This is a genomic window from Bacillus sp. JNUCC-21, from assembly GCF_041222765.1.
Lineage (GTDB): Bacteria > Bacillota > Bacilli > Bacillales > Bacillaceae > Bacillus > Bacillus velezensis.
Window position 1 is genome coordinate 2160656 of sequence record NZ_CP166019.1, and the last position, 13759, is coordinate 2174414.

14 protein-coding genes and 2 pseudogenes are annotated in these 13759 nt (G+C 42.0%); 6 read left to right on the forward strand and 10 right to left on the reverse strand.

The annotated features are described in order from the left end of the window. Position 1: 1 nt before the first annotated feature. Positions 2-1753, reverse strand: a complete 1752-nt coding sequence (locus JNUCC21_RS10500; protein ID WP_218791235.1) for a T7SS effector LXG polymorphic toxin — start codon at positions 1751-1753, stop codon at positions 2-4. 36 nt (positions 1754-1789) lie between these two features. Beyond that, positions 1790-2224: an SMI1/KNR4 family protein gene (locus JNUCC21_RS10505; protein WP_369878822.1), complete on the reverse strand. Its 435-nt coding sequence runs from the start codon at positions 2222-2224 to the stop codon at positions 1790-1792. A gap of 264 nt (positions 2225-2488) precedes the next feature. Between JNUCC21_RS10505 and JNUCC21_RS10510 the strand changes: the two genes are divergently transcribed. The 3 genes and pseudogenes from JNUCC21_RS10510 to JNUCC21_RS10520 form a co-directional block, all read left to right on the forward strand. Continuing rightward, positions 2489-3439: a thermonuclease family protein gene (locus JNUCC21_RS10510; protein WP_072589182.1), complete on the forward strand. Its 951-nt coding sequence runs from the start codon at positions 2489-2491 to the stop codon at positions 3437-3439. 216 nt (positions 3440-3655) lie between these two features. Next, positions 3656-5340 (forward strand): annotated as a pseudogene (locus tag JNUCC21_RS10515) (recombinase family protein). After that, positions 5316-5936, forward strand: a pseudogene (locus JNUCC21_RS10520) (polysaccharide biosynthesis protein); the annotation flags it as partial. The pseudogenes JNUCC21_RS10515 and JNUCC21_RS10520, both read left to right, overlap by 25 nt. 40 nt (positions 5937-5976) lie before the next feature. Here the strand turns inward: JNUCC21_RS10520 and msrB are convergent. Together msrB and msrA are read right to left on the reverse strand one after the other, a co-directional pair. Continuing rightward, positions 5977-6411, reverse strand: a complete 435-nt coding sequence (gene msrB, locus JNUCC21_RS10525; RefSeq protein ID WP_369878100.1) for a peptide-methionine (R)-S-oxide reductase MsrB — start codon at positions 6409-6411, stop codon at positions 5977-5979. 1 nt (position 6412) lies between these two features. Further along, positions 6413-6946, reverse strand: a complete 534-nt coding sequence (gene msrA, locus JNUCC21_RS10530; protein ID WP_003153641.1) for a peptide-methionine (S)-S-oxide reductase MsrA — start codon at positions 6944-6946, stop codon at positions 6413-6415. Between the two features lie 128 nt (positions 6947-7074). On the opposite strand from msrA, the gene JNUCC21_RS10535 reads away from it, so the two are divergent. Beyond that, on the forward strand, positions 7075-7500 hold the full coding sequence (locus tag JNUCC21_RS10535) for a MarR family transcriptional regulator (RefSeq protein ID WP_012117803.1): 426 nt from the start codon (positions 7075-7077) through the stop codon (positions 7498-7500). Between the two features lie 52 nt (positions 7501-7552). Here JNUCC21_RS10535 and JNUCC21_RS10540 read toward each other — a convergent pair whose 3' ends face one another. From JNUCC21_RS10540 to ilvA, 5 genes are all read right to left on the reverse strand, one after another. Continuing rightward, complete coding sequence (locus tag JNUCC21_RS10540; protein WP_369878101.1) at positions 7553-8116, reverse strand: YpmS family protein; 564 nt, start codon at positions 8114-8116, stop codon at positions 7553-7555. Positions 8117-8125: 9 nt separating this feature from the next. Next, the gene (locus tag JNUCC21_RS10545) at positions 8126-8881 is read right to left on the reverse strand and encodes an SGNH/GDSL hydrolase family protein (RefSeq protein WP_369878102.1); all 756 of its coding nucleotides are present in this window, start codon (positions 8879-8881) and stop codon (positions 8126-8128) included. A gap of 77 nt (positions 8882-8958) precedes the next feature. Then, complete coding sequence (locus tag JNUCC21_RS10550) at positions 8959-9540, reverse strand: SCO family protein (protein WP_369878103.1); 582 nt, start codon at positions 9538-9540, stop codon at positions 8959-8961. A gap of 98 nt (positions 9541-9638) precedes the next feature. After that, the gene (locus JNUCC21_RS10555; protein ID WP_007409532.1) at positions 9639-9890 is read right to left on the reverse strand and encodes a DUF2535 family protein; all 252 of its coding nucleotides are present in this window, start codon (positions 9888-9890) and stop codon (positions 9639-9641) included. Positions 9891-9981: 91 nt separating this feature from the next. Beyond that, positions 9982-11250, reverse strand: a complete 1269-nt coding sequence (ilvA, locus tag JNUCC21_RS10560; protein ID WP_007612085.1) for a threonine ammonia-lyase IlvA — start codon at positions 11248-11250, stop codon at positions 9982-9984. 184 nt (positions 11251-11434) lie between these two features. On the opposite strand from ilvA, the gene JNUCC21_RS10565 reads away from it, so the two are divergent. Together JNUCC21_RS10565 and JNUCC21_RS10570 are read left to right on the forward strand one after the other, a co-directional pair. Next, on the forward strand, positions 11435-12427 hold the full coding sequence (locus JNUCC21_RS10565) for a sigma-54-dependent transcriptional regulator (protein ID WP_369878104.1): 993 nt from the start codon (positions 11435-11437) through the stop codon (positions 12425-12427). Positions 12428-12443: 16 nt separating this feature from the next. Next, on the forward strand, positions 12444-13082 hold the full coding sequence (locus JNUCC21_RS10570) for a hemolysin III family protein (RefSeq protein WP_007409529.1): 639 nt from the start codon (positions 12444-12446) through the stop codon (positions 13080-13082). Between the two features lie 39 nt (positions 13083-13121). Here the strand turns inward: JNUCC21_RS10570 and JNUCC21_RS10575 are convergent, their stop codons facing one another. Further along, the gene (locus tag JNUCC21_RS10575) at positions 13122-13745 is read right to left on the reverse strand and encodes a lysophospholipid acyltransferase family protein (RefSeq protein WP_369878105.1); all 624 of its coding nucleotides are present in this window, start codon (positions 13743-13745) and stop codon (positions 13122-13124) included. Positions 13746-13759: the final 14 nt, after the last annotated feature.

A 13759-nucleotide genomic window follows, 5' to 3' on the forward strand; every position in this document is an offset into this window, starting at 1 on the left:
TCTAATACCCTCCCCTTAAATCAGAAGCTCCTCCAATATGAGGTATTTTGTTATTAATCACACTAGGCACTAGTTGTATTGTGACACTATCCAAATGGTGTGGGGTAAGTCCCTGTTGTGACAGCCATTTTTTCGCCTGCGCTTGAGATTTAAAACCCTTGATCTCTTTAATTTTTTTATAAACAAGCCTAAAATCTTTTTTCGTTCCATTTAATTCACCAGACTTAAACTTAATGTTTGCAACAGTCCATGGAGTAAAATCAGGACGTCCATCTTTAAAAGTAATCGGTTCTCCCTTAGTCGCTGCTTTTACTTCAGGTATGTCGGAATACCATTTTCCGTCACCAGGTGCGCCTTCCCATCGACCTTTATTCCTTGGTAATACCGTTCTAGGATTTGCTGATTCAATTAATCTAAGTAACCGATCCTTTAAATTTTCACTGTTAAATACATTATAAGGAACTCCTCTAGCCGGAACAACATCGTAACGGGGATTATAAGGCAATAAATCAGCAATTGAGACCTCTTTCAGTTTTTGGCCTGCTTTATTGACTTTAGAGGTGACTTTTCCTGCTACGTCAGCTTTTGTAAGAGAACCGGCTCCCTTTGTGCCTACTACAGAGGTAACTACTGTACCTATCGCATATGTAACCCATCTTGATCTGGAATACGCATCTCCATTTACCATATCCTTTTGATATGATTCCTCAATTGCTGCTGAAACAGCATCATATGTTTTAACAGGATGAAGTACTGCATTCCCCAGTGCTGACAAGGTTTCTCCCGGATCGATTATGAAGTCCCATAAGCCGGTTACCGTGTCTTTCCCGACATCATATAAACCAACGCCAGCTCCTTTTAAAATATCCCAAGTCACTTCTCCGGCTTCTTCAAGCTGTTTTGCTTGTTCAAGCTGAATGACATATTGCTGCTGGGAAGGTTCAAGGTTTTCATAGCCGATCTTCTTCGCAATTTCCAAATATTCATCCGGATCGGTCACACCGTCAGCGAGCTTTTTCTTCAGATCCTTGATTTCCCGCTCTTTCGCTTCTTCCTTTTTAAACGTCAGATAAGCATCCGAATGTCTTGCAATCTCGCCTTTTTTCTTATGTATGTCGCTTTCCCTGTATGCCTTGGTATTGTAACGAAGCGACGTGGCATTTTTCCCCTTACTCGTGGCATTTTGGAGTTGCTGAAAGTCAGCTTGAATGAACTGTTCGTTCGCTTCGGTTTCTGCGTATTCTTTCGTTAGATCATGATCAAGCTTTCCGAGTTTATGTATGGTATCGTTCCTTTTTTTATCTGCTGACTTAAGCTTTTGATCGACATCTTCTGTAGAGAAAACATCAAGATGAATGATATCGCTGATTTCATCAAGGATACCTTTCATTTCATTGCGCTGCTCCTGCATGATGGCTTGTGATTTATTCTTCGCATGAAACAGCTCGTGTTCTAAAAATGACTCTTCCACAAACGAATCAGCCAATCCTGCATCAGCTACTTTTCCTGAAATACTGTTAAAAAATGCAATTTTCATATCGATCAGATCAAGCCAGCTGTCCGTGACACCGGCGTGATCTTGAAAGAATGCTTTAATGTTGTCGGCGCCTTTGCCTGAAAACTCACTGTCATCTAAATCAGCCATTCCCTGAAATGCTTTTCTGAGATTGATAAATTGTTCTCTAATCTGATCGTATTGTTTTGCCCGCTTTTCTGCGGCTGAAATGAACGAGGCTGCTTCAAATACTTTCATTTACGTCTCCTTCCCACTTAATCTTATCTAAATTTTCTATTCTGAAATATATTTATAATACTCTTGGATTTTCGGCTTCACTTCCCAGTATTTAGCTCTATTTGATGACACCAACATGTCAAACCATATCTCAAAGTTAGAGTCTAAATATACCGCATCTTCAATATTATCAATTGAATCCAGATGCAACATATACCCCAATCCTTTATTTGATTTGTTTACATCAATAACATACCTGCCATCATAATGATACCCAATTAGGACATATCCCTTAGGGAAGTCTTGAACTTCATTAAATTCAATTATCCCTTCTGTACTAAGAAGCTCAATACCATTAAACATTTCCATTCCATTGTGATTGAATAGGAACTCTTTATAATCATTAGGCAAAGTTACCCCTAACATCTTTTCTAAACTATTAATTTCTTGAGGACTGGCTGGGTCTCTGAATTGAAAAGCAGCATCTTCCATGACATGCCCTCCATGTTGGAGCATAGGAAAAGTTCCGTATTTAGAAACAGCTTCCTTTATCCCATCAAGAGTCATGCGAATTAACTTTCCTTCTTCCATTTAAATTTCCCTCCTCTAAGGTGTTTAGGTCACTAAATTTTACCACACAACTGTATTTGAGTGTCCTAAAATGCCAAAACGGAATTTACAATCTTTGGTTTTATATTTATAATTAGGAAGGTTTGTCCGATATAGAGACAGAACAAACAAATTGGGGGAATTACATTGAAGAAATGGCTGTTAGGTATTGGCGCATTATCTCTAAGCTTTTCTTTGGCTGCGTGTGGATCTGATTCTGCTTCTACAGATAAAACAGATTCAGATCAAGCTAAAACAACAGAGCAAGAAGAAAAGGATGCAAAAGAGACAAAGGCAGACACTCAATCAAATGACAAAAGTGAAAAAGCCGAAAATGCTTCAAAGAAGGATTCGTCGGATAAAAAGGCGTCTGACAAAAAGAAAAAGCTGGTCGATGTAACACTTAACAGAACAGTTGATGGGGATACGATTAAAGTTAACTATAAAGGCGAAGTCAAAACTGTTCGTTATTTACTTGTTGACACGCCTAAAACTAAGAACCCAAACTCTTGCGTACAACCATATGGTGAGGATGCTTCAGCAAGAAACAAACAGCTGGTTAACAAGGGAAAACTTCAACTGGAGTTTGATAAAGGAGATCGTACAGACAAGTATGGCAGAATGCTGGCTTACGTTTATGCAGATGGCAAATCAGTACAAGAAACACTGCTTAAAGAAGGATTAGCACGAGTAGCTTATGTATATGAGCCAAACACGAAGTATTTAGACACGTATAAGAAAGATGAGCAAGCTGCGAAAGATAAAGACTTGAAGATTTGGAGTAAGAATGGATATGCGACTGATAAAGGATTTAATGGCTGCGTAACGAAACCGAAGAAATCAGTAAGTGTATCTAAGCCGGCTCAAAAGTCAGTTACAACACACCAATCCGAGACACATAAATCGAACTCAAGCGGTTCAGCATCAAGCAGCTCTTCTAACTCTGCTCAAGCCTCCCCTTCTGCTGGAGGAACAGAACACTTTGCAAACTGCACAGAGCTGAGAAAGAAATATCCGCATGGTGTATCAAGCACTCACCCTGCTTATACATCTAAAATGGATCGGGATAATGACAACTTTGCATGTGAGAAGAATTAATTATTTTGAAGTCCTCTGAGGCTTCTTTTTTTATTTGGGTATTTTCTCAGGCTAACAAAAAACATAGAGCGTATGAGCGAGCTCTTTAGCCCAACACTTAAAGAATACAGCCCCTACAATATTTATTAGGTTATTTTCGTATTCAATGTCAGACAGAATATTGTACGAATACTACTGTTTTTACAGTAAATACAATAAAGAGGAGGTGCTGATTTTTTGGAGTTAAAAAACATCGTTCATTCTTACAACATTACAAATATTTTGGGTTATCTTAGACGCTCTCGTCAGGATATGGAGCGAGAAAAAAGAACAGGCGAAGATACGCTAACTGAACAAAAAGAACTCATGAATAAAATACTGAAGTCGATTGAAATCCCCTATGAATTAAAAATGGAAATCGGGTCTGGGGAAAGCATTGAGGGCCGCCCTGTTTTTAAAGAATGTCTTAAAGACCTCGAGGAAGGCAAGTACCAGGCAATTGCTGTTAAAGAAATAACAAGACTCAGCCGCGGGAGCTACAGTGATGCGGGACAAATTGTTAACCTTCTTCAAAGCAAGCGATTGATTATCATTACACCATATAAAGTTTATGACCCTCGAAACCCTGCAGACATGCGTCAGATTCGTTTTGAATTGTTTATGGCCAGAGAAGAATTTGAAATGACCAGAGAGCGTATGACAGGCGCTAAATACACATATGCGGCACAAGGGAAATGGATTTCCGGACTAGCGCCTTATGGATACCGATTAAACAAAAAAACATCCAAACTAGTCCCAGTCGAAGAAAAAGCAAAAGTCGTTCAATTCATCTTTAACATCTTTTTAAATGGGTTGAATGGAAAAGATTATAGTTATACAGCGATTGCTTCTCACTTAACAAAATTACAAATACCGACTCCATCAGGAAAAAAGCGCTGGAATCAATACACAATTAAAGCAATTCTGCAAAACGAAGCGTATATCGGAACTGTTAAATATAAGGTTAGGGAAAAAACAAAAGACGGTAAACGAACAATTAGACCTGAAAAGGAACAAATTGTAGTATCGGATGCACATGCCCCTATAATAGATCAAGAACAATTTCAACAATCACAAGATAAAATTTCAAACAAAGTCCCCCTGCTGCCTAATAAAAATGCATTGGAATTAAGTGAATTGGCAGGCGTATGCACTTGTTCTAAGTGCGGTGAACCATTATCTAAATACGAAACTAGACGAACGCGAGAAAACAAAAACGGCACGAAAAGTGTGTATCACGTTAAATCACTCACTTGCAAAAAGAATAAATGCACTTATGTAAGATATAACGATGTTGAAAATGCCATTTTGGATTACCTCTCTTCTTTAAGCAACTTAGATAATAAGACTTTAACAAAACATATCACTTCAATGATTTCTAAATACGAAGACGTAAATAGTAATGTGAAAACAAAAAAGCAAATGTCTGAACATCTTTCACAAAAAGAACAAGAGTTAATAAATAAAGAGAATTTTATCTTCGAGAAATATGAGAGCGGCATTTACACTGATGAACTTTTTTTGAAAAGAAAAGCTGTTTTAGATGAAGAATTTAAAGAACTCCAGATTGCCAAGCATGAGCTCAATGGAACTCAAGAAGCGCAATCAGAAATAGACAGTAATACAGTCAGAAACAACATAAATAGGATAATTGATCAATATCACATTGAATCAAGCACAGAGAAAAAGAACGCGCTATTAAGAATGGTCTTCAAAGAAGTTATCGTTACGATGACACAAAAAAGAAAAGGGCCAATTCCGGCTCAGTTTGAAATTACCCCTATCCTAAGGTTTAATTTTTCGTTTTCGACCTCACCGTCACTGATAGTCCCTCAAAATGCAGTACATATCTTAAAAAACCGATAAAGCTGTTTCCCCGGTAAACACAATGGGAGCTACGAAGCTGTTGTCCGAAAAGCTGTTTCATCAGGCGAATCATCATGTTCAAAACCGCGGTACGGTATTTTGTTCGGTCCGCTTCGGCAATGTTCTAGGTTCACGCGGTTCCGTTATTCCTATTTTATTTGAGCAGTTGATGGCAGGCGGTCCGCTCACCATTACGGATAAAAACATGACGAGGTTTTTTATGTCGATTGATGATGCCGCAACGCTCACCCTGCAATCTGCGGCGATTACAAAGGGCGGAGAAACATTTATTTTTAAAATGGAGTCCCTGAGGCTTGAAGAACTGCTTCACGGATTTGAAGAATATGCGTTCAGGCACGGACTGCCTCGCCCCGCCGCTGTTGAAGTAGGAAAACGCCCCGGTGAAAAGCTTCATGAAGAACTGACCTCTCCGCATGAGACGGAATCTTTATATGAATGGGGCAATCTTTACGCAATATTGCCGGAACCCGCCAAACATCCGGAATTTCGGAAGGTCAATCTCCCCAGATATCAATCCGATCAGGCGCCGCTCATCACAAAAGACACAATCGTAAAGATTATTGAACGATTACATGAAGAAAAAAAAACATAGAAAAAAGGCCTGTCTGATAGGCAGGCCTCATTGCTGAGCTCTATTTTTCAAATAAATGCAGACAGGCTTCATAGCCCTCTACCTTCAGCTTGTCTTTCGGAATAAACCGGAGTGCCGCAGAGTTAATGCAATAACGAAGACCGCTTGGCCCCGGACCGTCATTAAATACGTGGCCTAAGTGGGAATCAGCTGTTTTGCTTCTCACTTCCGTCCGGATCATCCCGTGGCTTGTGTCCAGTTTTTCGTCAACCTCTTCTTCCTCAATCGGTTTTGTAAAACTGGGCCAGCCGCAATGAGAATCGAATTTATCCAGAGAAGTAAACAAGGGCTTTCCCGATACGATATCAACATACAGCCCCTCTTCTTTGTGATCCCAGAATTCATTTTGAAACGGCGGCTCCGTTCCGTTATTTTGTGTGACTTCGTATTGCATGCGGTTTAATGATTTGATTTTTTCTTCTTTATTAAAAGCCATCTTATCTGTCCCTCCAATGCTCATCCAGAAAGCCTTGACGTCCGGAACCTACACGGTAGCGCCCGTAGTGATCAGGATTTTTCTTATAAAAGTGCTGATGATAGCCTTCCGCTTCATAAAAAGGCTCAGCCTTCAAGATGTCTGTCACGATCGGCTTTTTAAATATGCCGCTTTCTTCAAGCTGTTTTTTTGAGGCTTCAGCGATTTGTTTTTGTTCATCATTATGGTAATATATCGCCGCCCGATATGAACTTCCGCGGTCTGCAAACTGGCCGCCTGCATCAGTCGGGTCAATCTGCTGCCAAAACAGCTCGACAAGCTTTTCATACGGATAAATGTCAGGTTGAAATGTGATTTGAACGGCTTCTCTGTGTCCGGTCGTTTCACTGCACACTTCTTCGTAAGTCGGATTCTCAGTATGACCTCCTGTATAGCCGGACACCACCTTTTCAATCCCGGGCTGTTCGTCAAACGGCTTCACCATGCACCAAAAACAGCCGCCTGCAAATGTGGCGATTTCTTTTTTTTCTGACATACGGGTGCCCTCCTTTGTTCATACGTGGTATTATTATATTATAGCATGTATAAACAGAATAAAAATAATTCTGCTTTCAGGGGAAGCTGAACGAATGCCACGCTGACTACATATTGGAGGTTCATGATTTGAAAGTAAGGACACAAATGATGTATGATATGGAAGCTTTGCTTCGAAAAGTGTTTAAACAAATCAGAAATGAAGTTAATGAAATTCTAGATAAAGAGCTGTCCAGGAATGAATTTATCATTTTGCGGATTCTCAGTGAACAAGGACCTAAAAAAGTAACGGAATTCGCCCCCATTCTTGAGGTCTCCGCAAGCCACATTACCGCAGTGACCGACGCTTTAGTAGAAAAGGAATGGATCACCCGCATCCGTTCCAAAGAGGACAGACGAATTATCAGAATCCATATTACGGAAGCCGGGGAGAAAATTGTCGATCATTTCAACCAGAAAAAAACAGAATACTTTTTTAAACGGTTTGACTGCTACTCTGATGAAGAGCTCGCAACGTTAATCAAACTGTTCAGCAAGCTGGACAAAAAACGCTGACACGAAAAAACACAAATCCCTGAAAGGATCTGTGTTTTTTTTTTATGAAAACTTATTGTTTCGGATGATAATAGGAAAATTCAATTTCATCCGTGTCGAGATTGATTTTATCCGCTTTTACATACATGCCGTTGTCTAAAGGCATTTCCGACAGACGGATCTCGATGCTTTTATCCCCGGGATGAACGTGCACAAATGACGGGAGTTCATAAAAGCTGTCCATATAATTCAGCACAAAGCTGATCGGCAGGCTTAATTCGCCTAAGGAAAACTTCGTCACTTTCAAAACCACATCTCCGTTCTCCTCTACGGACGGTTCAAATGTGACGACCGCATTAATGGAGGTTGAGAATGCTTTGATTTTACCTGCCACGTGCACATCGTTATTGATGTCCACTTTGTAGTCAAGCTGATTCGATGCCTTCTCATTTAAGTACGCATTCACAAACCTGGCAAGAGATTCTTTGGAGCTTGTGATATGAAAGCCGTACTCACTTTTTGTCTGATCTTGTATTTTCGCCTGCTCTCCCGACATAACCAATAATGTCACAATTACCGCGGCGGCAATCACATTGAGTGCGAGAAGAACAAAAAACAGCGATTTCCACTTTTTCATCATTTCACCCTATTCTGCTGGTAACCCTTGTTTTTCAATGATGCCGTACAATCGATCGGCGATGAGTGCATACCCTTTTGCGTTCGGATGAAAATCATCATCCTTTGAAATCCGTCTGCTGCCGCTTTTTTGACTGAACAAGTCTTCAACATTCACCGCGGCGGTGTGAGGATCTTTTTCCAGCTCTTTTGCGGCGATCTTGTTCCAATCCGTTACAACCCCATTAATTTCTTTTAATTCAGGCAGCGTAAACGTGAATGGATTATACATGCTGACATACACCAGCTCTGCGTTTTCATTATATTTGCGGATTTTTGAAACGATCGCCTTGAATCGTTTTTCAAAAGGTTTCTCTTCCTTTTGGAACGGCTGAACCGTCAGCTGCATCATATTCTGGCGGAGCACCTTCATTAAGTCATTACCGCCGATGGTAAAAAAGATATAGTCGGCGCTCTTTAATGATTTCTGCACTTTTTTATTATCAAGCTTTTCCAGCAGGTCCGACGTTTTGTCACCCTGCACCGCATAATTTTTAATATCTACCGTTTTCACATGTCCCTTTTTCTTAAGAGACTCCGCTGTCCTGCCGACGTATCCTGAACCGTCAGGATCTCCTACTCCTTCAGTCAATGAATCACCGACCGCAGCTATGACAATATGATCTTTCGTTTTCGGTTCTTCAGCGTCAGAACCGGTGCGCTGGACAGAACAAGCTGATAAAAGCAAAGCCAGTCCGGCGATCAATGAGAACATTCGCAGCTTCAATCTGGTTGCTCCTTCCCCGTCTACTAGTGGAAAGTGTAACATGTTTTTTCAGATTTGAAAATGTCTAATCTGCCAGTTTACTTGAGCTCCTCAGCCGCTCTGACATCTGAGAGGATGTCATCATACGGAACCTTCTGCACGCCGTCATAATCTTTAAGCACCGTCCCGTCAGGTCCGACTAAATAAAAAGAGGTTTGATGTATGACCTGGTCCTCTCCCTCCGGCTTTTTGACGATTGCTTTAAAGCTGTTCAGGGCAAAATCTTCAATGTCCTTTTGGCTGTAACCGGTCAGAAAATCCCAGTTGCGAAGCGAAAGCGGATATTTGGAAGCAAATGCTTTCAGCTGTTTCGGCGTATCCTTTTCAGGATCTACACTGAACGACACAATCCGCACGTCCAGATTCTCAGCCTTCAGTTTTTTTTGCAGTTCGGTCATGTGGGCCGTCATCGGCGGACAGACCGTATTACAATTTGTAAACATAAAGTCGGCAATCCAGACATGCCCCTTCAGGCTTTTCAGTGACACTGTTTTTCCATCTTGGTTTTGATATGAAAACGGTTCAATCTGATAGTTCAGCGGGTCTTTTATCGTTTTCCCCCCGCAGGCGCACAAGAGCAGCAAACAAAAGACGGCAGCGAAGATTTTCATTTTTTTCATTTCCATTCCCCCCATGGATAAAACGCTTACAGCATTCATCATAAAAAAATTCCCGCACCCTCCCTTATCAAAAGGAAGGCGCTAAGGAATATGCACCGTTATGCGTTATGTTTTAAAATCTCTTGGTTGAAAACGGCCTCGTAATCTTTCCACTTCATACGGCGCTTGACATATTGTCGGAATGAATACACTGTTCTCACACTTTGTGAAGCAAAAACCTCTCTCAAATAAAGCTCAAGGTGCTGATGAATTTGAAAAAAATAATGTTCACCTTCCGTGACAACCGGTATTTCTGTCACTTTTACCTGAATCCCGTCCTGTCGTTTGAACTCTAGGCTTTTGAGTAACAAGATATCAATCCTTCTTTTTCGATTGTTTTCTTTTTATTATATACAATCTGAGAAAGCGTGTCTGTCATTTTGCGCGTCGTTCTAAAAAAAGTCAGATTAACAGGTGGAACAGATCCTGATCTTTATTCACCTCTACGTAATGAAATCCTTTTTGATTCATCCGGGCAATGAGCGCGCCGTAATCTTCCCGATGCTTAAGCTCAATGCCGACCAATGCGGGGCCGCTGCTTTTGTTATTTTTTTTCGTGTATTCAAACCGGGTGATGTCATCATCAGGCCCAAGCACTTCATCTAGGTATTCGCGAAGCGCTCCCGCCCTTTGCGGGAAATTAACGATAAAATAATGCTGCAGCCCCTCATAAATCATGGAGCGTTCCTTCATCTCCTGCATTCTGCCGATGTCGTTATTCCCTCCGCTGACCATGCAGATGACGTTTTTCCCTTTAATCTCTTCCTTATACAAATCAAGTGCTGACACGGACAATGCCCCCGCCGGCTCCGCTACGATGGCGCATTGATTATATAATTCGAGAATCGTGCTGCACACTTTTCCTTCCGGGACAAGCACAACGTCATCGACGACGGTTTCGAGCGTTTGAAAGGTTTCCGCGCCGATTTTTTTTACGGCCGCCCCATCGACAAATTTATCGATTTTCTCAAGTTCAACCACTTGTCCGGCTTTTTTCGATTCAAAATAGGAGGCTGCGCCCTTCGGCTCTACCGCTATGATTTTTGTATCCGGCGATATGTTTTTCATGTACGTGCCGAGCCCGGACAGGAGTCCTCCTCCCCCTACGCTTGCAAAAAGAAAATGCGGTTCAACGTCAATGTCATTTAAAATTTCGATGGCAGCCGTTCCCTGTCCGGCCATGACATCGGGATCGTCAAACGGATGAATAAACGTGCGGTTTTCTTTTTCACAGCATTCCGCAGAACTCTTATACGCATCATCGAAAGTGTCACCCGTCAATATGATTTCAACAAATTCTTTTCCGAACAGTTCCACTTGGGATACTTTCTGTCTCGGTGTAGTTGACGGCATAAAAATCTTGCCGTGAATGCCGAGGTGTTTGCATGAAAACGCAACCCCCTGCGCATGGTTTCCCGCACTTGCGCATACAATTCCGTTTTCAGTCTGCTCTTTTGAGAGCTGCCTCATTTTATTATAAGCCCCTCTGAGCTTAAATGATCTGACCACCTGCAGGTCTTCCCTTTTCAAATAGATGTTGCAGCCATACCTCTCAGAAAGTCTGTCATTCCTCTGCAAAGGCGTATGTATCACAACGTCCTTTACATTTTGGTGCGCTTTTAAAATGTCTTTTACCTGGATGAGAGAGTCTTCTTTAAGCAACGGTTTCATTTACAGAGTCCTTTCTTATTTAAATCCCTATTTAATATGCCATTATAACATGAATATTCAAATAATAAGACAATTATTTTAATTTTGTAAATAAAATTAAATGAACCGATACAAGAGAAAAAGATATTTTCGATCGCATAAACGTGTTATACTTAAACCAATTAGAACCAAAAGGAGCCAATTCATGAGTGTAATTGAACAAACTGATCCTTTTTATCAGCTGGCCGGCGAACATCACACCTTTTCAGAAGCGAAACGATTGGCCTCGCAATTTGCCTTATCTGATTTGCCGGTCTTCATAACGGGTGAAGTCGGAACCGGAAAAAAACAAATGGCCAAAGCGATCCACCATAAATCCCGCAGAAACAGCGAACTATTTATTACCGTTCACTGCAGCCAAAGCGAAGAGCGGCTCGAATATGAACTGTTCGGCGCTGAAGGCGCATTAAACAGGGCCCGCCGCGGAACATTATTCTTATATGAAATCGGAGACATGCCGCTCTCGGTACAGGCCCGCCTTCTTTACGAGCTGGATGCCGGGCTTTCCGCCCGCATCATTGCAAGCAGCACGGCGGATCTTGGTGATACCGGCGCAGAAAATACGTTCAGCCAAGATTTATTTTACAGGCTTCACGTGTTATGCCTTCCGCTCCCTGCTTTATCTGAACGAAAAAGCGATATACCGCTTCTTCTGCAGCATATGCTGACAGCCTCGGGGCAGCATGTTCATATCGATCCGTCCGTTTATCCGCTGTTTGAGCGGCACACCTTTAACGGCAACATCAGAGAACTTCAAAATGCGGCGTACTATATGGCCGCGGCAGCATCCGGCAACACGATTTATCCCGATGATGTCCCGCTGTATATCAAAAACAGCCAGAAAGCGAAAACAACTAAGAAAAAAGAAAAACGGCTGACATTGATGGAGAAAGAAGAGTTTTTGTTTATTTTGGAATCAATTAAAGACTTAAATACAAAAGGCGAACCCGCCAGCAGACGGAGCATATCCGAATTAAGCGAAAACAGCACAATGACATTATCGCCCCAGCAGGTCAGAAACAGGCTTGATTACTTAGAAAAGATGAACTATGTGACAAAAGGCCGTGGACGCGCTGGAACAAAAATTACATTAGAAGGGTTGAGCTTTTTGCAGTCACTGCAAAAACAAATCCTTTAAAAAGGAGGACATTTGATTGTTCACAATAAAAGAAGAAATCGCAAATGCCGTCACACACGGAATCGGTGTATTGCTGTCGATTCCGGCGCTTATTTTTCTCATTATCTTCGCGGTGAAATACGGCTCGCCGACAGACATCGTCAGCTTTTCAATCTTCGGCGCTTCAATGCTGCTGCTGTATCTCAGCTCGACTCTTTTGCACAGCATTCAGCATAAAAAAACGAAAGACATTCTTGAAATTGTGGATCATTCCGCGATATACGTATTAATAGCCGGAACATATACGCCATTTTTATTAGGACCCCTTAAAGGGGCGCTCGGTCTGACCCTTTTAATTATTGTTTGGTCGCTTGCCATCGGAGGCATCGTGTTTAAAATCTTTTTCGTGAAGCGGTTTATCATTTTTTCAACGCTTGTCTATTTAATGATGGGCTGGCTGATCATCGTCGCCATTAAACCGCTGTACGCTTCGCTGTCAGGCCCCGGTTTCGGCCTTCTTCTTTTCGGCGGCTTATTGTATTCCGCCGGCACAATATTTTATATTTGGAGAAAGGTTCCGTATCATCACGCCATTTGGCACAGTTTTGTTTTAGGCGGCAGCGCCTCGATGTTTTTCTGTATTTTATTTTATTGCGTCAAAGTCCCCTTTATCTGAAATAAAAAGCACAGCCTCTCTATAGAGACTGTGCTTTTTTTATGCACGGAGCCGTTTCTGACCGGCCGGATAATAAGCGGGCTTTATATGTAATTCAATGTCAGCCGGTTTCAGCCGTTTCAGTAATCTGCCCCGCAGCAGCCGGTCTGTTCCCGAAGTGCTGACAGGCACAATCGGGAGATCGAAACGAAGGGCCAGTTCCTCCGGATTGATTTTGCCGTCTTCGGACAGAATCAGACTTTGCCCTTTTTGCAGACGGACTTCTGCCTCCTGCAACACGGCATCCCGGCTGTCTCCGTCACAAATGACACCCATCAGCCGCAGCCAATTTCCGAGAAACGGCATCCGGAAAGCTTTCTCGCCAGCGATAAAACCAGCCGGCGCTTCAAGATGTCCCGCAAGCAGCAGAAGATCAGCCGGGCGCAATCTGGGATGCACATACAATACGGGGCCGTCCGGTATCGGCTGATCATGATGAATGCCGATTGCCGATCCCGACACGTCAATGCAGCCTCTCATAAAGGCTTTCGGCCGCTCATACACCAGCCTCATCTGTTTTTGAAAAGAAAGCCGCGGGTCAAGCTCTTTTTGATTGATATATTCCTGAATATTTTTCATGAACATAAATACAACGTACATCACAAGGCAGCCGTAACGAATCAATTCTTGTCCCCCTG